This window comes from Enterobacter sp. AG326, assembly GCF_004362415.1.
In the GTDB taxonomy this organism is placed as follows: domain Bacteria; phylum Pseudomonadota; class Gammaproteobacteria; order Enterobacterales; family Enterobacteriaceae; genus Enterobacter; species Enterobacter asburiae.
Genome location: NZ_SNXG01000001.1, coordinates 83665 through 104955, shown reverse-complemented (window position 1 = coordinate 104955; position 21291 = coordinate 83665). Strand labels below are relative to the sequence as shown.

General features: G+C 56.0%; 19 protein-coding genes. 9 read left to right on the top strand and 10 right to left on the bottom strand.

Annotated elements, in window-relative coordinates:
• Positions 1–158: 158 nt before the first annotated feature.
• From DFO52_RS00520 to DFO52_RS00505, 4 genes are all read right to left on the bottom strand, one after another.
• On the bottom strand, positions 159–1526 hold the full coding sequence (locus tag DFO52_RS00520) for an MFS transporter (RefSeq protein ID WP_133548754.1): 1368 nt from the start codon (positions 1524–1526) through the stop codon (positions 159–161).
• A 73-nt stretch (positions 1527–1599) separates the two neighbouring features.
• Positions 1600–2619: a Zn-dependent oxidoreductase gene (locus tag DFO52_RS00515; protein ID WP_133548752.1), complete on the bottom strand. Its 1020-nt coding sequence runs from the start codon at positions 2617–2619 to the stop codon at positions 1600–1602.
• Positions 2620–2633: 14 nt separating this feature from the next.
• A complete protein-coding gene (gene manD / locus DFO52_RS00510; RefSeq protein WP_047647897.1) occupies positions 2634–3848 on the bottom strand; it encodes a D-mannonate dehydratase ManD in 1215 nt (404 codons plus the stop codon).
• Between the two features lie 110 nt (positions 3849–3958).
• Positions 3959–4285: a YnfA family protein gene (locus tag DFO52_RS00505; RefSeq protein ID WP_021241222.1), complete on the bottom strand. Its 327-nt coding sequence runs from the start codon at positions 4283–4285 to the stop codon at positions 3959–3961.
• Between the two features lie 152 nt (positions 4286–4437).
• Here DFO52_RS00505 and DFO52_RS00500 point away from each other — a divergent pair, with 152 nt between their 5' ends.
• Both DFO52_RS00500 and speG read left to right on the top strand, forming a co-directional pair.
• Entirely contained in the window at positions 4438–4776 is a 339-nt protein-coding gene (locus DFO52_RS00500) for a DUF1283 family protein (RefSeq protein ID WP_008502414.1), read from the top strand.
• Positions 4776–5336 (top strand): spermidine N1-acetyltransferase, encoded by a 561-nt coding sequence (gene speG, locus DFO52_RS00495; protein WP_029739396.1) that lies wholly within the window; start codon positions 4776–4778, stop codon positions 5334–5336. The genes DFO52_RS00500 and speG overlap by 1 nt, the downstream gene beginning before the upstream one ends.
• Positions 5337–5353: 17 nt before the next feature.
• On the opposite strand, the gene DFO52_RS00490 is transcribed toward speG, so the two are convergent.
• The gene (locus DFO52_RS00490; protein WP_133548750.1) at positions 5354–6064 is read right to left on the bottom strand and encodes a YnfC family lipoprotein; all 711 of its coding nucleotides are present in this window, start codon (positions 6062–6064) and stop codon (positions 5354–5356) included.
• A 104-nt stretch (positions 6065–6168) separates the two neighbouring features.
• Between DFO52_RS00490 and DFO52_RS00485 the strand changes: the two genes are divergently transcribed.
• From DFO52_RS00485 to dmsD, 3 genes are all read left to right on the top strand, one after another.
• Positions 6169–6435, top strand: a complete 267-nt coding sequence (locus DFO52_RS00485; RefSeq protein WP_048976916.1) for a DUF1161 domain-containing protein — start codon at positions 6169–6171, stop codon at positions 6433–6435.
• Positions 6436–6566: 131 nt separating this feature from the next.
• Complete coding sequence (gene ynfE, locus DFO52_RS00480; RefSeq protein ID WP_133548748.1) at positions 6567–9005, top strand: selenate/tellurate reductase subunit YnfE; 2439 nt, start codon at positions 6567–6569, stop codon at positions 9003–9005.
• A 93-nt stretch (positions 9006–9098) separates the two neighbouring features.
• The gene (gene dmsD / locus DFO52_RS00475; protein ID WP_047647902.1) at positions 9099–9713 is read left to right on the top strand and encodes a Tat proofreading chaperone DmsD; all 615 of its coding nucleotides are present in this window, start codon (positions 9099–9101) and stop codon (positions 9711–9713) included.
• Positions 9714–9753: 40 nt separating this feature from the next.
• Here the strand turns inward: dmsD and DFO52_RS00470 are convergent, their stop codons facing one another.
• Positions 9754–11469 carry a SulP family inorganic anion transporter gene (locus tag DFO52_RS00470; RefSeq protein WP_047647903.1) on the bottom strand — a complete coding sequence of 572 codons (1716 nt, stop codon included), beginning with the start codon at positions 11467–11469 and terminating at the stop codon, positions 9754–9756.
• 169 nt (positions 11470–11638) lie between these two features.
• Positions 11639–12064 (bottom strand): VOC family protein, encoded by a 426-nt coding sequence (locus DFO52_RS00465; RefSeq protein ID WP_047647904.1) that lies wholly within the window; start codon positions 12062–12064, stop codon positions 11639–11641.
• A 253-nt stretch (positions 12065–12317) separates the two neighbouring features.
• On the opposite strand from DFO52_RS00465, the gene DFO52_RS00460 reads away from it, so the two are divergent.
• Positions 12318–12866, top strand: a complete 549-nt coding sequence (locus tag DFO52_RS00460) for a hypothetical protein (RefSeq protein WP_223604024.1) — start codon at positions 12318–12320, stop codon at positions 12864–12866.
• A 123-nt stretch (positions 12867–12989) separates the two neighbouring features.
• On the opposite strand, the gene DFO52_RS00455 is transcribed toward DFO52_RS00460, so the two are convergent.
• Positions 12990–13826 (bottom strand): MipA/OmpV family protein, encoded by an 837-nt coding sequence (locus tag DFO52_RS00455; protein WP_133548746.1) that lies wholly within the window; start codon positions 13824–13826, stop codon positions 12990–12992.
• A gap of 203 nt (positions 13827–14029) precedes the next feature.
• Between DFO52_RS00455 and DFO52_RS00450 the strand changes: the two genes are divergently transcribed.
• From DFO52_RS00450 to DFO52_RS00440, 3 genes are all read left to right on the top strand, one after another.
• On the top strand, positions 14030–14707 hold the full coding sequence (locus DFO52_RS00450) for a response regulator (protein ID WP_029739388.1): 678 nt from the start codon (positions 14030–14032) through the stop codon (positions 14705–14707).
• The gene (locus DFO52_RS00445; RefSeq protein WP_133548744.1) at positions 14707–16095 is read left to right on the top strand and encodes an ATP-binding protein; all 1389 of its coding nucleotides are present in this window, start codon (positions 14707–14709) and stop codon (positions 16093–16095) included. The genes DFO52_RS00450 and DFO52_RS00445 overlap by 1 nt, the downstream gene beginning before the upstream one ends.
• A 137-nt stretch (positions 16096–16232) precedes the next feature.
• A complete protein-coding gene (locus DFO52_RS00440) occupies positions 16233–16712 on the top strand; it encodes an Rrf2 family transcriptional regulator (protein WP_029739386.1) in 480 nt (159 codons plus the stop codon).
• 96 nt (positions 16713–16808) lie between these two features.
• Here the strand turns inward: DFO52_RS00440 and oqxB are convergent, their stop codons facing one another.
• The gene (gene oqxB, locus DFO52_RS00435) at positions 16809–19964 is read right to left on the bottom strand and encodes a multidrug efflux RND transporter permease subunit OqxB (protein ID WP_023311530.1); all 3156 of its coding nucleotides are present in this window, start codon (positions 19962–19964) and stop codon (positions 16809–16811) included.
• A 23-nt stretch (positions 19965–19987) separates the two neighbouring features.
• Positions 19988–21163 carry an efflux RND transporter periplasmic adaptor subunit gene (locus DFO52_RS00430; RefSeq protein WP_047647907.1) on the bottom strand — a complete coding sequence of 392 codons (1176 nt, stop codon included), beginning with the start codon at positions 21161–21163 and terminating at the stop codon, positions 19988–19990.
• Between the last annotated feature and the right edge of the window lie 128 nt (positions 21164–21291).

Here is a 21291-nt window from a genome sequence, read left to right as displayed (position 1 = left end):
TGCTGACTACACCAACTAGAATGGCAGTTGGGGTAAAAAAGTAACTGCCATCAACCATACTGATACTGCCGTTTGAAATTTTGATTTATATTAACTTTTGCTCATGTGGTGTGACATAAAGATAAAGTTATGTGACAGGTAACGTAAGTTATGAACCACTAGCGCCGGGAGGAGACCGCGCCGTAACCCACGCTCTCTTCTGGTGCGGACTCCGCTGCGTCTTGCGCCGCGCTCAAATCACGGTCGCGCACTTCCGGCATCAGGATCGCCGAGGCCAGCCCAATCACGGAATAGGCCACCAGCATGGCGACAATCGGCCACCAGGAGCCGGTCATATTGCAGAAGATCCCCGCCAGTACCGGACCAAAACCCACCGCCACCAGACCGCCCGCCTCTTTCGAGATAGCCATACGGGTAAAGCGATTTCGCGAGCCAAACATCTCCGCCATGGTGATATTTTCCAGCGCAAACAGCCCCAGCACGGCGAAGTTATGGATAACGATGATCGAGAGCATGATTGTCCCCGGCGCATAGCTCTTATCGACGATGATCGACAGCATCGGATACGCGAGAAGAATGGCGGAGATATTGAGGATAATGTACGGCAGACGGCGCCCTACTTTATCGGAAAGCCAGCCCAGCAGCGGAATGGAGATAAACCCGAGAATGGAGCTGATCATCAGCGCATCGGTCGGGATGGCTTTATCGAACAGCAGCGTCTGGACCAGATACCCGGCGAGGAACGTCTGGATCAGACCCGAGTTGCCCGCCTGGCCAAACCGCAGGCCGGTCGCCAGCCAGAAGGATTTACTTTTCACCATTGAACCCAGCGAGGTGTCCGGCTGCGCGGTTTGTGCATCGTTCACTTTCTCAAACACCGGGCTCTCTTTCAGGTTCATACGCAGCCAGATGGCGAAGATCATCACCACGACGCTGGCAAGGAACGGCACGCGCCAGCCCCAGGCAATCAGCTCTTCACGATCGAGGGCAAAGAACATCACCGCCCAGATCGCCGTGGCGCTCAGAGTTCCGCAGTTAGTACCCATCGCCACCAGCGAGGAGATGATGCCGCGTTTGCCTTTCGGCGCGTACTCCGCCAGCATGGTCCCGGCTCCGGAAATCTCCGCCCCGGCCCCCAGGCCCTGGATGATACGCAGCGTCACCAGCAGAACGGGAGCAAAAATCCCAATCTGCGCGTAGGTCGGCAGGACGCCAATCAGCGTGGTGCAGATCCCCATCATGGTGATGGTGATAAACAGCACCTTCTTACGACCAATGCTGTCGCCCATTCTGCCGAAGATAAAGGCGCCGACAATACGTGCTATGTAGCCTGCGCCGTAGGTCCCCATCGCGAGGATCAGCGCCATCGCGGCTGACTGTTCCGGGAAGAAGATCTCGTGAAAGACCAGGGCAGCCCCCAGCGAGTAAAGCTGAAAGTCCATAAACTCCAGGGCGGTGCCCAGCCAGCCGGAAACGGCGGCTTTCACCAGATCGGAGGTAGTTCTTTGAGGTTGTGCTTGCGTCATAATGGCTATCTCTGAAGGGTAAGATGCGTACCACATAGAGCCTGTCTGCGCAGGCTCTTAACCGCGTAAATGATTATTGCCCGAACGTGAGCAAGACTTTGCAGCACTGCCGCTGGTCTTTCTCAAACAGTTCAATGGCGTCTGTTACATGGTGATAGTCAAAGGCATGAGTGATCAGTTTTTCCGGGTCGATCAGCCCCTTCTTCAGCCAGTCGATGACGACCGGGAATTTGTTGGCATTGAGGCGCGATGAGAAGATCGCCAGCTCTTTGCCGGTGATGCCCTGCTGGACAATCTGGCTCGGCTCGCTGGAGACCCCCATCAGCACGATACGCGCCGCCGGCGAGGCCAGGGTAATCGCTTCCTGCAAAATCGCCGGATGACAGGCGGCATCAATGATTAACGTCGGTTTGATGCCCCTTTCGTCCAGCGCGGCCTGCAGCGACTGCTCGCCGTTGTTCAACACCCAGTCCGCGCCGCTGCGCTGGGCCATTTTCAGGCGTTCATCAATGCGGTCAACCACGATAACCTGCTTCACCTTATAGACGCCCTTCAGCGCCTGCACGGTGACCAGCCCCATCGGCCCTGCGCCGTAAACCAGCGCAACGTCCTGCTCGGTAGGGTTGGCCTGCCCCGTCACGTTGGCGGCGATGGTGAAGGGCTCAACCATGACGGCGTGTTTATCCGGAATGTCATCCGGGATAGGCCAGGCATTTTTAGCGGGCACTGCCGCATATTCGCTGAAGCCCCCGTCGCGGTGGACGCCCAGCACCACCAGCGAGGTGCAGACGTTCGGTTTTCCGACGGAACACGGGTAGCAGTGTCCGCAGCTGATCACCGGATCAACCGAGACGCGCTGGCCCAGACGGGCGCTGTCTACGCCCTCGCCCACGGCGTCAATGACGCCAAAGAACTCGTGGCCGATCGTGCGTGGATACTTCGCAAACGGGTTATGGCCGCGATAGATGTGGCTGTCCGAACCGCAGATCCCCGCCAGCGTGATTTTGACGCGAACTTCGCCTGCACCTGGCGCCGGGCGTGGCCGCTCTTCAATCACCAGTTCGTTCGGCTGTTGAATCACTACGCTTTTCATCGTTCGCTCCTCGTTTACCAGTTCCACAGCGTGCCGTCTTCAAGACGGGCCACCGGCAGATAGGCCGGATCGTAGGGGTATTTCGCCGCCAGTTTTTCATCAAACTCGATGCCCAGTCCCGGCTTGTCGCCCGGATGCATATAGCCGTTATCAAAGCGCCAGCTGTGCGGGAAGACTTCCAGCATCTGTTCGGAATAGCCCATATATTCCTGTACACCAAAGTTTGGCACCCACAGGTCGAAATGCAGCGCGGCGGCGTGGCATACGGGCGAGAGATCCGACGGGCCGTGCGAGCCGGTGCGCACCTGGTAGAGCGAGGCAAAGTCCGCGATGCGACGCATCCCGGTGATCCCGCCCGCGTGGGTAATGGTGGTGCGAATATAGTCGATGAGCTGCTCTTCGATGAGCTGCTTGCAGTCCCAGATGCTGTTGAATACTTCGCCCACGGCAATCGGCGTGACGGTATGCTGACGGATCAGGCGGAAGCAGGCCTGGTTTTCCGCAGGCGTTGGATCTTCCATCCAGAACATGCGGAATTCTTCAATGCTCTTGCCGAAGCGCGCCGCTTCGATTGGCGTCAGGCGGTGGTGCATGTCATGCAGAAGATGTTCATTGAAGCCGAATTTACTGCGCACCGCGTCAAACAGCTTCGGTGTGAAATCGAGGTATTTTTCGGTGGACCACAGCTGCTCTTCCGGCCAGTCGCCTTTGGTCGCAGGCTCGTAGGCAAGCCCCTTCCCTTTGGCCATGCCGTAGGTGGTTTTCATGCCCGGCACGCCGCACTGGACGCGGATCGCCTTGAAGCCCATCTCTTTATGGCGGGCGTAATCTTCCAGCACGTCGTTAATCGTGTGTCCGGTGGTGTGGCAGTAGACCATCACCCCTTCACGGGATGCGCCGCCCAGCAGCTGGTAGAGCGGCATGTTGGCCGCTTTGGCCTTGATGTCCCACAGCGCCATGTCCACGGCGGAGATGGCCGACATGGTGACCGGGCCGCGACGCCAGTAGGCACCCTTATAGAAGAACTGCCAGACGTCTTCGATGCGGTGTGCATCGCGGCCAATCAGCTGCGGGCAGAGGTGGTCTTTCAGATAGGAAGCAACGGAGAGCTCACGCCCGTTCAGCGTAGCGTCACCGAGGCCGACAATCCCCTCGTCGGTGGTGATTTTAAGGGTGACAAAGTTCCGCCCCGGGCAGGTAACAAACACGTCAGCCGCGACAATCTTCATAATTCCTTTCCTTACATCATTCGTTGTGATGCTGGAAATTTACCCATCAACCCTACTACCATACAAGTATAATGATCATAAAATCGGCTAACGATCACAAAACAGGGGGCTCAGGCCCGCCCCCATCCCGCCACAATAATCAGCATGCCGCACAGGGCAATCAGCGCGCCGGCCCAGTCGTAGGCGCTGAGCTTGACGCCGTCCACCACGCGTAGCCACAGCAGCGCTGTACAGACATAGACACCACCGTAAGCGGCGTAGACGCGGCCGCTGGCAGCCGGATGCAGCGTTAGCAGCCAGACAAAGAGGGCCAGCGCGACGCTTGCCGGGATGAGCAGCAATACGGACCCTCCCTTCTTCAGCCAGAGCCAGGGCAGGAAGCAGCCGATGATTTCGCATAGCGCGGTAGCAAAAAAAAGCAGCGTCGTTTTGAGCATATTTAACGTCAGGTGAGGATCTATTTAGACATCATACCCGATAATGTCCTTTACTTTTCCATACTTGCTCCGCGGGTATGCCGTCATTTCTCTTTGGTGTAGAATCTGTTCGGGGTAACTTGATTATCTGCACCCATTTAAAAGGAAACGCTATGACCACATTAAGCAAACGCCTTTGTCTGACAGCCCTGCTGGCGCTGTCATCGTTCGCCTTTGCCGCCTCTGCGACAGCGGAAACCAGCAAGCTCATTATTGAGTCTGGTGACAGCGCGCAAAGCCGCCAGAACGCCGCCATGGACAAAGAACAATGGAATGACACCCGCAGCCTTCGTCAGAAGGTCAACAAACGTGCTGAAAAAGAGTGGGACAAAGAAGATGTCGCTTTTGACGCGCGCGATAAGTGTCAGCAAAGTGCAAACGTCAATGCCTACTGGGAGCCAAACACCCTGCGCTGCCTGGATCGCCGCACTGGCCGCACGGTAGCCCCGTAATGTCGGCGCCCTGCGACATTAAACTCCGTCCGCTGGAGCGTGAAGACCTGCGCTTCGTCCACCAGCTCGACAATAACGCCAGCGTGATGCGCTACTGGTTCGAAGAGCCTTACGAGGCCTTTGTTGAGCTGTCCGATCTCTACGATAAGCACATTCACGATCAGAGTGAACGTCGTTTTGTGGTGGAGTGTGAAGGCGAAAAAGCCGGACTTGTGGAGCTGGTTGAAATCAACCATGTTCACCGTCGGGCGGAGTTTCAGATCATTATTTCCCCTGAGCATCAGGGAAAAGGCCTTGCCTCACGGGCAGCGAAGCTGGCGATGGATTACGGGTTCAACGTTCTGAATCTCTACAAGCTTTACCTGATTGTGGATAAAGAGAACGAGAAAGCGATCCATATCTACCGCAAGCTGGGCTTTATGGTGGAAGGCGAGCTGGTTCACGAGTTCTTTATCAACGGCGAATACCGCAATACCATTCGCATGTGCATCTTCCAGCATCAGCACCTGGCCGGACACAAGCCGTCAGGCGCCAGCCTGCTGAAGCCGACCGCGCAGTAACCTGCGCGGTTTTATTCTCAGTAGTATTCAATCGTGTTTTTGATGGTGTATTTGTGCTCAACGGCAGGTTTGACGCTATCGTCCGTGATCGTCAGGTCACAGCTCACCGGATTATTGTGTCGATCGTAATCGCAGCTCTGCTTCACGTTGCCCAGCGGCTTGTCATTCAACATGCTCACTGCCGAGTAATCCATCCTTTTGCGAACGTCTTTAGACGGCGTCGACTGGACGGACAGGTGCTGATCGCCGGAGACGGTGGTTTTGCCCAGCGGGTAGCCATCCGCATCGTAGCGATACTTCACTTCCATCTCTTTGCCGTGCGCCGCCACCACAAAACCGTTGTCGTCGGTATCCCACGTTATCCCGGCTGACGGCAGTTCGGCCAGCTGGCATTTCCCCTGCAGCTTCACTTTGCGCTGCTGGGTTTCCGCATCAAGGTAGTAATTGGCATCCAGCACCAGCGCCACGCCGGTATTGGCCTCCAGGTCGTGCAGCTCCAGGGTATCGAAACACCCTTCCATCGACACGGTGCCGGTGACCCGTTTGGACACTTCGCCCTTCTCGTTGAGCAGCGTCTGGGTGAAGTCTTTGACCGGGCCGCGCAGCGGGTCAAAGTCAAATTCGTTCGAGAAACTCGCCATTTCGGGCGTAAACGACAGCGGCGCGGAGCTGTTGTCGCACCCCACCAGTGTTGCTGCCAGTAGCGTTATCGCTGCGTATTTCTTCACATTTATTACCGTATAGGGAGATTATTCCCAATCATATTAGCAAATACAGTTGTTTACACGAAGCCTGCTAAAATTAATCTCTACACAGAGAAAAGGAGCTACAGATGAAACGGTTACCCTGGATTACCGCCCTGCTGTTAATGAGTGCCTCAACGGCCGCGCTGGCGGCACCGGATTCCTGCGAGCGCGTTAAAAGCGACATTCAGCAGAAAATTATCAACAACGGTGTGCCTGAATCAGGTTTTACGCTGAGCATTGTGCCGAACGATCAGGCCGACCAGGCGGGCACACAGGTGGTAGGCCACTGCGCCAACGACACCTTTAAAATTTTGTACACCCGTACAGGCAGCGGGGCTGCTGAAGCTCAGTAATTTATCGACAATCCCCTTTGATTTGATGAGGATTAAGATCTAATACCCCCAAATCAGTAACACTCACCCCATCATTAGCCCGGTTATGATTTCGGGAAAAATAATACGTAATTATAATGATGGGGTGAGCCATGTCCGATACTGAACATCACGGCGGAATTAGCCGTCGAACTCTCGTGAAATCTACGGCTATAGGTTCTCTGGCGCTTGCCGCTGGCGGGATCTCGCTTCCTTTTGGTTTAAAAAGCGCCGCCGCCGCGGTGAAGGATGCCGTCCAACCTGCTGAAGATAAAGTGGTGTGGGGCGCCTGCTCGGTCAACTGCGGCAGCCGCTGCGCGCTGCGTCTGCACGTCCGCGACGACGAAGTGTACTGGGTCGAAACGGATAACACCGGTGAAGATATTTACGGTAACCATCAGGTGCGCGCCTGCCTGCGCGGGCGTTCTATTCGCCGTAGGATCAATCACCCTGACCGACTCAACTACCCGATGAAACGCGTGGGCAAACGCGGTGAGGGCAAGTTCGAGCGCATCTCGTGGGACGAAGCGCTGGACGCTATCACCGCCAGCCTGAAAAACGTGGTCAGCAAATACGGCAACGAAGCGGTGTATATCAACTACTCCTCCGGGATTGTCGGCGGCAATATCACCCGCTCCTCCCCTTACGCTTCGCTGGTGGCGCGCCTGATGAACTGCTACGGCGGTTTCCTGAGCCACTACGGCACCTACAGCACGGCGCAAATCGCCTGCGCCATGCCCTACACCTACGGCAGCAACGACGGCAACAGCACCTCGGATATTGAAAACACCAGGCTGGTGGTGATGTTCGGCAATAATCCGGCGGAAACCCGCATGAGCGGCGGCGGGATTACGTATTATCTGGAGCAGGCTCGCGAGCGGTCCAACGCGCGAATGATCGTTATCGACCCGCGCTATACCGATACGGCAGCCGGACGCGAAGATGAGTGGATCCCTATCCGTCCGGGTACCGATGCCGCACTGGTGGCGGGTATTGCCTGGGTATTAATCGACGAAAACCTGGTCGACCAACCTTTTCTCGATAAATACTGCGTCGGCTACGACGAAAAAACGCTGCCGGAAGGCGCGCCCGCTAACGGCCATTACAAAGCGTACATTCTCGGCCAGGGCGATGACCGCACGGCGAAAACGCCTGAGTGGGCCTCACGCATCACCGGCATTCCGGCAGATCGTATCGTCAAGCTGGCCCGCGAAATCGGCTCCGCGAAACCGGCCTACATCTGCCAGGGCTGGGGACCGCAGCGCCAGGCGAACGGCGAGCTGACGTCCCGCGCCATCGCCATGCTGCCTATCCTGACTGGAAACGTGGGGATCAACGGCGGCAACAGCGGCGCGCGTGAGTCAACCTACACCATCACCATTGAACGTATGCCGATACCGGATAATCCGGTCAAAACGCAAATCTCCTGCTTCAGCTGGACGGACGCCATCGCCCGCGGGCCGGAGATGACCGCCCTTCGCGACGGCGTGCGCGGGAAAGATAAGCTGGACGTGCCGATTAAGTTCATCTGGAACTACGCGGGCAATACCATCATCAACCAGCACTCCGATATCAATAAAACTCACGATATCCTGCAGGATGAAAGCAAGTGCGAAATGATTGTCGTCATCGACAACTTCATGACCTCGTCAGCGAAGTACGCCGATATCGTGCTGCCGGACCTGATGACCGTCGAGCAGGAAGACATCATTCCAAACGATTATGCGGGCAACATGGGCTACCTGATTTTCCTTCAGCCCGTGACCGCACCGAAGTTCGAGCGTAAGCCTATCTACTGGATCATGAGCGAAGTGGCGAAACGCCTCGGGCCGGATATCCATCAGAAATTCACCGAAGGACGCACGCAGGAACAGTGGCTCCAGTTCCTGTACGCCAAAATGCTCGCAAAAGATCCTCAGCTTCCGTCCTATGACGAGCTGAAAAAAATGGGCATTTATAAGCGCAAAGATCCGAACGGACATTTTGTGGCCTATAAAAAATTCCGCGAGAACCCGGAAGCCAATCCGCTGAAAACGCCATCGGGCAAGATTGAAATTTACTCCAGCAAGCTGGCAGAGATTGCGGCCACCTGGGAGCTGGAAAAAGATGAAACCATCAGCCCTCTGTCCGTCTACGCCTCGACCTTTGACGGCTGGGATGCGCCCGAGCGCGCGCAGTTCCCGCTGCAGCTGTTTGGCTTCCACTTCAAAGCCCGTACGCACTCGAGCTACGGTAACGTCGACGTGCTGAAAGCGGCCTGCCGCCAGGAAGTCTGGCTCAATCCTGTCGATGCCGAAAAACGCGGCATTAAGAACGGCGATACGGTGCGCGTCTTTAATAGCCGCGGCGAGGTACGAATTGAAGCGAAGGTCACGCCGCGCATCATGCCCGGCGTGAGCGCCATGGGCCAGGGCGCCTGGCACGATGCCAATATGAGTGGCGATCGTATCGACCACGGCTCCTGCATCAACACGCTGACGACCCATCGACCTTCTCCGCTGGCAAAAGGTAACCCGCAGCACACCAATCTGGTGCAGATTGAGAAGGTGTAGAGGGTGAAACACGAGACCCTGGTTTATTCTATGGTCAGTATCATCGGTTAACACAGTCGCGCGGGCGTCATCCGCGCGAGCAAGGAAGGTTTAATGAAAGACGTCTCACATAGTGAATCGTTCGCGTTCAGCGCCCGGGTGCTGGGCGCGCTGTTTTATTTCGCTCCCGACAGCGAACAGGCCGCGCCGCTGGTGAAAGCGCTCACCGCTGGCGAATGGGTTCAGGACTGGCCCCTGCCTGCAGAAACGCTGCAGCCCGTTGCCGATACGTTTGCCTCATCTTCCGATGAGCCGCTGGCGGACGCCTGGCAACGGCTGTTTATTGGTCCGTATGCCCTGCCCGCTCCGCCGTGGGGTTCCGTCTGGCTGGACCGTGAATCCGTGCTGTTTGGCGACTCGACCCTCGCGCTGCGCCAGTGGATGCGTGAGAACAATATCGCGTTTGAGATGCAGCAGAATGAGCCGGAAGATCATTTCGGTACTTTGCTGCTGCTCGCGGCGTGGCTGGCCGAAAATGGCCGCGAAGCGGAGTGCGAGCAGCTTCTGGCGTGGCACCTGCTGCCGTGGAGCACCCGCTTCCTGTCGGTGTTTGTCGACAACGCCGGGCATCCGTTTTATGCCGCGCTGGGCAGGCTTGCGCAGCTAACGCTCGCGGACTGGCGATCCGGGCTGCTTATTCCGGTTGCGGAAAAAACGCTGTATCGCTAAGGGATGTGGCTTGCTCGCGGGTGGCGGGCAAGCCTTTAACTTATACCTCGCCACCTGATTCACTCGCACTCTCTTTGCTTTGAATAAACCGAAGTGCCAGATAGAGGTCTGGCGCCAGAATCATGTCATCATCATTCATTGTTGGCCGGCTATCTTTAAACCAGCGCGTTAATTCCGTTTTTCTGCCCGCAAGGATTAACGTAATCTGTCGACTTTTCAGATCGCGCTTTAACTCATTTATGGTTGCCAGAACGCTGATGTCTGAATAGGTGAAGCAAGCAACGGCGTCAATGACCACCCATTTGGGTTGTAATGCTGCACCATCAACCAGGTTCAATACCCGACGTTTAAAATAAGCCACGTTAAAATAGGTCAGCGGTGAGTTAAATCGATACATCAGCACGCCCGGGACCATTTTAATATCGGTCGTATTACCTAATGAGTGAATCATTCCATCTTCGTCAGTTCCCAGTAAGTGCTCAGAGGGACGAAACACCGTACGCAGAAACTGTAACAGGCCAAGCAACACCGCAAGGCCGATCCCCTGGATAACGCCGATAATTAACACACAGCCAAACGTGAAAAAGGCCAGGCGAAATGCCTGTTTATTTCTTCGCCTCAGATTCCATAACCCGCGCAGATCAATTAATGACCAGGATGCGTACATCAAAACAATACCTAATGCAGAAACCGGAATAAATTGTAATGGCTGAGTGAAAAACACCACTACGATACCGATGAGTAAAGCTGCGACTACGGAAACCAGCTGACTTTTCCCACCCACTGAATCATTAACCGCGGTCCGGGAATCGGCTCCACTGATAGCAAACCCCTGAGATAACCCAGACATAATGTTCGCAATCCCCAGCGCTCTGAACTCTGCATCAGCATTAATTTCATAGCCATTTTTCGCGGCGAAACTGCGGGCGGTCAGCATCAGGCTGACAAAGCTGACCAGCGCCAGGTTCAAAGCCGGGATCACTAAATCACGCATCGGACCGGGCTGAAACGCGCCCCAGTTAACGACGGGTAAACCAGGCTGGAAGCCTTCCCCTCCAATAGTGGCAATACCATACTGTTGTGCAGATGTCGCCCATACCAGTAGCGTTGTCATCACAATGGCAATCAACGGTGCTGGCCAGTGGCTGCGATACGTTTTAATAACTATTAAAATAATTAACGTTAAAAGCGATATTCCAACGGTTAATAAATGGCTGTCTGAAAGACGTCCCGGCAAGGCCATTATTTTCTCAATAACCTGCGCTTCGTCGAGTTTTATCCCCAACACCTTGCCTAATTGCCCGACAATAATCGTCACGGCAACGCCATTAAGCAAACCCGTAAGGATGGGATGAGAAAGCAGATCGGCAAGTGCGCCCAGGCGGAATTTACTGGCAAGCAGGCACCACCCGCCCATCATCAACGTCATGATAATGGTCAGCTGCCAGTGCAGTTCGGGATTACCTGCAGAAAGAGGAAACACGACGGCCGCAATCACCGCGCAGGTCGTGGCATCAGGGCCCACAATAAGCTGACGTGAAGAACCAAACAGTGCATACGCTATCATCGGTAAAACGCAGGAATAGAGCCCCACTATTGCCCCAACACCTGCCAATTCAGCATAGGCAATGGCCACGGGTAGCGCGACAGCCGCAACGGATAAGCCGGCTTTAATATCATGTTTTAGCCAGCTTTTATCGTAGGCTAACAAAGTTTGTAAACCTGGCATGTAGTTTAATAATTGTTTTCCGAACACGTTGTTCTCCGGATAGGGATATTAGCCACGTCATGCTGGCACACTTCTCAGTGAGGTTCTGGCTTTCGAATGCTCCGGATTAAGGCGCCACTGTTCAGAATCTAATAACAGTTCAACTCTTTATTATTCTGACTGATGTTAAACATAGTTCAAAAACGACCGCTTGTGACTATTCTTCGTCTGGGAACGTATCGGCTTCAGGAGAATAATGCTGACAAACGCATGCCAGCTTATGCCCGTCAGGATCGCGCAGATAGGCAACATAAAAATCGGGGCCGTACGCGGTTCGTGTCCCTGGCATGCCTTCACTCTTCCCTCCCGCAAGAAGGCCTACGGCATGGAAACGTCTGACAAGCTCCGCGTTATCTGCACGGAATGCGAACATTGTTCCGTTTCCCGCCGTTGCAGGATGCCCGTCAAAAGGAGGGCAAATACAGAAGCTGAACCCCTCATCCGGATTATTTTCATCTCCCCACATTGCCCAGTCCTCGGTCCAGGCAGGCAAACGTGAATAGCCAAGCACGTTAAAAATCGCGTCATAAAACGCCGCGGCGCGCTGAAGATCATTTGTACCTATAGTGATATAAGTCAGCATCTTGTCACATCCTCTTTGCCGTTTTCTGAACAGCGATTATACCTCAGAGCCTATGATTTTAGCGGCGGCAAAAAGGCTGATTTTCACTCCTGTAAGCGCGTGGGGTAAGGGTTTGCAGAACATGTTCTATCGTAATTTCGGCCCCCATCCGCGACGTGAATATCTCGAGTTTTCGTATGTATGCTAAAATTTATCCAGCTGAAGACCGAAAACAGTCCTTATAATTTCAGTACGTTAGCCAAAGTGAGCGAATATGGATAATATTCCACATAAGCAGACAGATCGGAAAAGATGGCCCACATGGTTGTGGTGCGGAAGTTTTTATCTTTTTACGTTGCATTGCTCTGCAGATGAAATAAATCTGTATTCAATAAACACCGGCTCATACGTTTATCATCTGACGCATAATCGAGGACAATACACGGAGAACTTTGAAAATAAGTTCATATCCGTGGAGAGGAAATTCTCAGATACGTCGAAATACAGTCTTGTGCTAGGGACAATGAAAAACAGCTTTAATGACAGATGCCTGGCTGCCGGCGTAAGAAGAGACTGGGCTGGTTGGGATAACGGTTGGGTTTTTAAAGGAATCTATGGATATGTAGGTGAATTTTTCTTTGATACTTTCGATGATTGTGGTGACCATGGTTCATACCATGATTTTAAAAAAGCAACGGGGATAGGATTTTCTCCCTATATATATCATGGGTTCCAGTATAATTTTACGTCTTATTTTGGAATGGATGTGGGTATTATCATACCTTCCGTGTTTGTCATTACGGCACAATGGAGCTTTAGATAAATCCTTCAGCCGCGTGTGCAGTGCTGTAACTGTCTGCAAAGGGAACCGCCCCGCCATCTCAACCGGAGCGGCTTTAATTACCGCTGGTGCGTGCTCAAAACGTTAAGCCACCGCAGCCAACAATCAAAAACTGTACGTCACCTTCAAACTCCCCGTGGGCGACGTTTTACGCTGCACAATGGGGCTATCACCCGCATCCCCCGTCAGCTGCGTCACGCCCGCTGAGGCAAGGACGCTCCAGCGCGAGGTGAGCTTGTGGGTCCAGTCCAGATTCATCGACCAGGCATAAATCCCTGCCCCGGCGTCATGTCGGGCAAATCCCGATGCGCTCGACTGAGCGGCGCTGACGCCGTAGTAGGTCTGCATATACTTGTCGGATCCCCAGCTGCCGGTCAGCGCCAGGGTCACCTCATTTTTTGGTGAGGTATAGAACGGGCTGGAAATGCCGAAATGAACCGCCTCACCGTTGTCCCTCTCAGAAACTGGTACCTCAGCCTGCAGCTGCAGGTGAAGCCAGTCGGTCACCCTGTACTCAAGCCCTGGCACAACGATTGCAGAGCCTTTTATCTCGCCCATCCCCCGCAGCTCGTCGCTGCCGGAGCTGATCGAATCGCTGCTCACGTCTTTATCTTTCCGGCCAATTCGATAGCTCAGCGCGGCGCTGTAGTCCAGGTTGCCGATGTTGTTGCCGTAACCGATCCCTCGCGTGGTGCCGATAAAAAAGCCGTTTGCCATGGCGTAATCCACCACCTGAGCCGCGCTGACGCGGGTTTTATCGGAACCCGAGTAGCGCGGCGCGACGTCCACGCCGCCCCCCAGGGTTATGACGTTACCCTGGCTCTGTTCTGCCGCCAGTACGGGCGTGGCCAGTAACGCCATAACGACGCCCGGCACGATGTTTTTCAGGCTGCGGCCCGAGAGTAAATGAGGGAACGTATGACGAAGTTCGATGTTTCTCATTAAAGAAGCCCTTTTGGATTCAAATGATGACGATGCATGCGGTTAACCGCCAGAACGCCCATTTTGAATACCGACCCTAAGGTTCTTATGAGCCGAACATGAAGAAACACTGAAGCGCGAGCCGGTGCTGTAAACCGGGCAGGTTTCCTGATACCGTTTTTTTCTTAAGATGTTCTTCATTCACGGTTGATACAGTTACCAGTGTGAAAATTCTACTAATCGAAGACGACCTGGATCTCGGCAACGGCGTACGTATCGCCCTCTCGGATCAAGGATTTGACGTCATATGGGTACGCCGCAAAGAGGATGCGCTGCATCAGCTGAACGTCTGCGTGCCGGAACTTATTTTGCTTGACCTGGGGCTGCCCGACGGCGACGGCATGAGCCTGATGACGCGTTTGCGTCAGCAGCTCAAAGGGATCCCGGTCATCATCCTGACGGCGCGAGGCACGCTGCAGGACCGGCTGTGCGGGCTGGATGCCGGTGCGGACGACTATCTCGTCAAACCTTTTATTCTCGCAGAGCTGCTGGCGCGAGTCAGAGCCCTGGCGCGGCGCAGCTACGGTTTCGAGAATGAGGCGATAGAAATTCGAGGCCTATCGCTTCATGTCCCGACGCGTCGCGTGACGGTGAGCGCGCGCCATGTAGACCTGACGGCGAGTGAATATGCGCTGCTGGAAACGCTGATGCTGCGCGCGGACCGCGTGATTACGCGACGGTTTCTGGAAGAACGGATATTCGGCAACAAAGAGAACCTCAGCAATGCGCTCGACGTGCATATGGGAAATTTGCGGCGAAAAATCGGCGACGGCTATGTGCGAACGGTGCGGGGCGTCGGGTATGTCATTGATACCGTTTCAGTCCAGAAGGTGACCGGTTAATGCGAAACGTCTGGTATCACCTGAGGCGCCCAACCCTGGTACGGCGAATTATCATCGCCCAGATGCTGCTACTTACCCTGCTGTGGTGTCTTTTCGTAACCTTCATCCTGTGGGAGGACCTGCGCAGTCCTCCCATTATCACGGGCAGTAATACCTACGAAACCCTTTTTACCCTGGTTGAGAGGATGGACGGACGCCCGCAGGATCGCACCGCAGTGCTGGAAGCCTTCAGCAAGGCGCTGCGTGAGGGCTATGGCGGCGGGGAAGATCCCGTGCTGTCGATTAACCTCATCGTTCGCAAGAATAATGCCGTTATTTTTTCGTCAGAGGGTGCCCCTGCAGGGGTAATAAATACCCGGCTGGGGGAAATGGAGCACGTGCAGAGTGAAGGTCGCGTCTGGACCAGCCGCACCCTCAAATCCGCCCACTCCGATGTGGAAGTTACCCTCTTCACCCCTGCCAGCGGCTGGAACTTCTTTATCTACCTGAACTCGCGTGGCTACTACATCCTGCCGCTGCTGGTCTGCTTCCCTTTTCTTCTGTTTCCCGCGTGGCTGTCAATCCGCATTGCGATGCGCCCCTGGAACAAGGTGGTCAATGAAATTACGTTACGCGCACCTGACGATCTCTCCCCTTTAAAAGCCGTTCCCGGACACAGGGAGCTTCGCCAGATGGTGGATGCGATCAATGACTTCCTTGCCAGAGTGCGCGAAAGCGCGGAAAGGGAACGGGTTTTCATTGCGGATGCCGCGCACGAGCTGCGTACCCCCCTCGCGGCGATGCGCATCAACGTGGAAGCGCTGCAGTCCTGGGTCATTAGCGAGAGCCAGCAGGAGCTGCTTGCGGGGGTGATTCGCAGCAATAGCCGGGCAGCGCGTCTCGTCAACCAGCTGCTGCTGATGATGCACAGCGAAGCGCGCATTGATACAGAGATGGAGCCCGTGCCGCTGACGACGCTCATTCAGGAGCGAATGGCCGAGCTGGAACCGCTGGCCTCTGCGCGCAGAATTGAGCTGGAATTCTTCGCTGAGGATGACATCTGGATCGCTGGCGTCAGGGAACGCCTGGTGTCGCTTATTGATAACCTCATTGAGAACGCCGTGAAGTACAATCCCGAGGGCGGGCGGATTCAGGTCGACGTCTGCACATCAGATGGCTTCGCGCGGCTTCGCGTTTCAGATGCAGGGCCCGGTATTCCGGTTGAACTGCGCGAACGCGTGTTCGACCGGTTTTTCCGCGACCCCAATCAGGTGCAAAGCGGGAGCGGGCTGGGGCTTGCCATTGTCAAAGCGGTGGCGCAGCAACACAACAGCAGCGTAAACCTGAGTACTTCCGCTGAAGGAGGCCTGATGGTGACGGTTGACTTCCCGAACCGCACGTTTAGCTAAATCAGAACAGGGGGTTCGATCGCAAATGCCGCAGATTGCTTCAAAATAATTACCGTATTTGTTATATTGTTGTTTATTGCTTATTCACCTCTGCGGTGCCAAAAAGAACAAGATTCACCGCAACCCAGGACAGAGAAATGTTAGATTACCGCTTCCCGACAGCTTTGCAGATGGTTCTCAGCGTAGCGATGGCGGAGCAATTGGGTGAACGTTCCACGAGTGCGATTCTGGCCTACGGCCTGGAAGCGAACCCGAGCTTCATCCGCAAATTGATGGTTCCGCTGACGCGTGACGGCATTATCGTCTCAACGCTTGGCCGTAACGGCTCAATTCATCTTGGTCGCCCGCCGGAAGAGATCACCCTGCGCGACATCTACCTTTCGGTTATCGAAGATAAAAAGCTCTGGGCGTCGCGCCCTGACGTACCGGCCCGCTGCGTGGTCAGCGCTAACGCCTGCTGGTACTTCAAATCGATATCCGAAGAAGCCGAGGAGGCTTCGTTAGCGGTACTGGCCCGCCATACCGTGGCAAGCGCCCTGGAAGCGGTCAAAAACGCAGATAGCAGCGGATGGGATCCGCTCCCGGACCTTATTGCCCAGTATCAAAAAACGTCTTAACGATCTTGCCGGGTGCGCTGCGCTTACCCGGCCCACATTCTGATGTAAAAAAACCGCCTTCATAATGAAGGCGGTTTTTTATTATCTGCAGCATTCCTACGCGGGCAGAACGTCCCTTTCTTCTTTTTTCCCGCGCGTCACAAACTTACGCAGCGTTACGTAAAACACCGGCGTCAGGAACAGACCAAACAGCGTCACGCCCAGCATCCCGGAGAAGACCGTGATCCCGGTAACGCCGCGCACTTCTGCGCCCGCCCCATGGCCGAGGATCAGCGGAATGGTCCCGGCAATAAAGGCGATGGAGGTCATTACAATCGGGCGTAAACGCAGGCGGCACGCCTCCAGCGCGGCTTCCATAATGCCTTTGCCCTGAATTTCCAGCTCGCGGGCAAATTCCACGATAAGAATCGCGTTTTTACAGGCCAGCCCCATCAGCACCACCAGCCCCACCTGCACGAAGACGTTGTTATCGCCACCGGTCAGCCAGACGCCAAACAGCGCGGAGAGCATGGTCATCGGTACGATAAGGATCACCGCCAGCGGCAGCGTCCAGCTTTCATACAGCGCCGCCAGGACCAGGAACGCCAGCAGCACCGCGACCGGGAAGACGATCAGCGCCGTGTTGCCCTGCGTCGCCTGCTGGAAGCTCAGATCCGTCCATTCAATGTTCATCCCGTTCGGCAGGATCTGCTTAGACATGGCGTCCAGCTGCGTCATCGCCTGCGCAGACGAAAGCACGCGCGGGTCGGCATCGCCAATCAGATCTGCCGCCGGGTAGCCGTTGTAGCGAATCACCGGATCAGGACCGTAGGTGGTCGTGATTTTCACCATGCTGCCAATCGGCACCATTTCACCCTGGCTGTTACGGGTGCGCAGATTCGCAATATCTTCCACGCTGTCGCGGAACTGCCCGTCGGCCTGCGCCATCACGCGCCAGGTACGGCCGAACTGGTTGAAGTCGTTCACGTACGACGAGCCCAGATAGGTTTGCAGCGTACCGAAAAGATCGGTCAGCAATACGCCCTGCGCTTTCGCCTTGTCACGGTCGACCTGCACGTCCAGCTGCGGAACGTTAGCCTGGTAGGTTGAGATCGGGAAGTGCATTCCCGGGGTCTGCATAATCGCGCCGGACATGGTGTTCACCGCATTTTGCAGCGCGCCATACCCCAGACCGCCGCGGTCCTGAATATACAGAGAATAGCCCGACCCCTGACCCAGCCCTAAAATCGGCGGCGGCAGGATGGAGAAGCCAAAACCTTCCTGAATTTGCGCGATTTTCGCGTTGATCTCAGCATTAATTTCCGCCGCAGTATGTTTGCGCTGGTCGAACGGCTTCAGGCCAAAGAAGACCGTCCCGGTATTCGGCGTATTGGTGAACTGCAGCGCGTTCAGCCCCGGGAACGCGACCGCGTAGTCCACGCCTTCGGTATTCATCCCGATTTCGCTCATTTTGCGGATCACCGCATCGGTGCGCGCCAGCGACGAACCTTCCGGCATTTTCACGCCGCCAATCAGGTACAGCTTATCCTGCGTCGGAATAAACCCGCCGGGCACCGCTTTAAACATCACGCCTGCGGCACAGAGCAGCAGCAGATACACCACAAATACCGAGCCGCGTCGTCCCAGCGTTTTGCCCACCAGCCCCTGATAGCCGTTCGAGCTGCGGTGGAAAAAGCGGTTAAACGGACGGAAAATCCAGCCGAACAGACGATCGATAAGCCGGGTCGGGAAGTCTTTCGGCGCGCCGTGCGGTTTTAACAGCAGTGCCGCCAGCGCCGGAGAGAGCGTCAGCGAGTTAATGGCGGAGATGACCGTGGAAATCGCGATCGTCACCGCAAACTGCTTGTAGAACTGCCCGGTAACGCCCGAGAGAAACGCCATCGGCACAAACACCGCGCACAGCACCAGCGCAATCGCGATGATCGGCCCCGAGACTTCGCGCATCGCCTGATGCGCCGCCGCAAGCGGAGCAAGCCCCTCTTCAATATTACGCTCGACGTTTTCCACCACCACGATGGCGTCGTCCACCACGATGCCGATGGCCAGCACCAGCCCGAACAAGCTCAGGGTATTCAGCGAGAAGCCCAGCAGGTAGAGAATGCTGAAGGTACCCACCACCGAAACCGGCACCGCGATCAGGGGTATGATCGACGCGCGCCAGGTTTGCAGGAACAGGATCACCACCAGAACCACCAGCACCACCGCTTCCAGCAGCGTTTGCACCACCGCGCGGATGGAGTCGCGCACGAAAACGGTCGGATCGTAAGGTGCCGCCCACTTCATGTCCGCCGGGAAGCGCGTGGACAGCTCGTCCATTTTCGCACGCACCGCGTTAGACAAATCGATGGCGTTCGCCCCCGGAGACTGGAAGATACCAATCCCGACAGCGTCTTTATTGTTCAGTTGGGAACGCAGCGCATAGCTGCCGGAGCCCATTTCGATACGCGCCACGTCGCGCAGGCGGACGACCGTACCGTCCTGCGTCGTTTTCAGGACAATATTGCCGAACTCTTCTTCGGTATGCAGACGGCCCTGGGCGTTAATGGAGATCAGGAAATCGCTCTCTTTCGGCAGCGGCTCGGCGCCAAGCTGCCCGGCGGATACCTGCACGTTCTGCTCCTGCATCGCCGTGACCACGTCCGACGCGGTCAGCCCGCGGGCCGCCACCTTGTTGGGATCCAGCCAGACGCGCATCGCGTATTCACCCGAGCCGAAAATCTGGATCTGGCCGACGCCGGGCAGGCGCGCCAGCTCGTCCTTCACCTTCAGCGTGGCGTAGTTACGCATATACAGGGAGTCGTACTTGCCGTTAGGCGAAAACAGATGCACCACCAGCGTCAGCGTCGGGGACTGTTTCTGGGTGGTAATGCCCAGGCGCCGCACGTCTTCCGGCAGACGCGCTTCGGCCTGCGCGACGCGGTTTTGCACCTGAACCTGCGCCTGGTCCGGATCGGTACCCGGACGGAAGGTGACGGTGGTGACCAGCACGCCATCGGAACCCGCGACGGACTTCATGTACATCATGTTCTCAACGCCGTTGATCGCCTCTTCCAGCGGCGTCGCCACCGTCTCGGCAATCACTTTCGGGTTGGCGCCCGGGTACTCCGCGCGCACCTGCACGCTTGGCGGCACGACGTCAGGGTATTCGCTCACCGGCAGCAGCGGGATGGCGATTAACCCTGTGATAAAAATCAGAATCGACAGCACCGCGGCAAAAATCGGCCTGTCGATGAAAAAGCGGGAAAAGTCCATGGATGGATTCTCAGGTCAAGGGATCAGTTGAGGGCGCTGGTGGCGGTCATGGCAACGGTTTTGGCGTTAACCGGCATCCCCGGCATAAACACTTTTTGTAAACCCTCGACGATGACTTTATCGCCAGGGTTCAGACCCTGCCGCACGATGCGTAAACCGTCTGCCAGACGGCCCGGCGTAATGTCACGACGCTGCGCTTTCCCCTCTTTATCCACGATATAAACGTACTTACGATCCTGATCGGTCAGCACCGCTTTGTCGTCGATAAGCGTGGCTTTGAACTCCGCGCTGCCCGGCAGGCGTACGCGGGCAAAAAGTCCCGGCGTGAACTGACGCTGCGCGTTATCCAGCAGCGCGCGCATGCGGATGGTGCCGGTACTCGGCGTCAGCTGGTTATCCAGGAAGTCCACTTTGCCCTGATGGGGATAGCCCTCCTCGCCCGTCAGGCCAATCTCAACCGGAAGCGCCGTGTGATTGCTGGACGCCCCCTGCCCGCTGCGGGCCAGATTCTGGTAGTGCAGGTAGGTCGACTCGTCCACGTCAAAGTAGACGTAAACCGTCTTCTGCGAGACCAGCGTGGTGAGGACGCTGGCGGTGTCGCCCGCAGTCACCAGGTTTCCGCTGGTGATCAGCGCCCGGCTGGCGCGACCGTCGATAGGCGCGGTGACTTTGGTGAAGTCCAGGTTGAGCTGCGCGGCGTCAACCGCCGCCTGCGCGGCGCGAATATCGGCCTGCGCCTGAGTGGCGGCCGAACGACGCTGCTCCCACTCTTCACGGGAGACAACGTTGGTATTGACCAGCTTATCGGTACGGTTAGCCTCACTTTGCGCCAGGCTGGCCTGCGTTTTGGCTCTCGCCAGGTTCGCCTGCGCCTGTTCCAGCGCCGCGCGATAGGTTCGGTCATCAATCGTGAACAGCACCTCGCCCTTCTTCACTTCCTGGCCGTCGGTGTAATTCACTTTATCAATGTAGCCGGAAACGCGCGGACGGAGCTGAACGCTCTCCACCGCTTCAATCCGGCCGTTAAATCTATCCCACTGGCTAATGGATTTCACCACCACGTCAGCAGCGCTGACGGCGGGCGCAGGCGGCGCGGCGTTTTGCGCGACGCTGTTGTCGCATCCGACGAGCAGCACGGAGAGCAATATGGCCCCCAGCGCGTTCAGATGAAAGTTACCCCAGGTTTTTTGCAGGCTCATTATTTTTATTCCGGTAATTGTCGCCGCCGGGCAAGACGCAGCAGGAGGCACTGCGCCACTTCCTTTGTCCGGTGGCTGTCTCAAGGCCATTTGTGTCGTTCATCGCCACAAAACTGTAACAGTTGCGA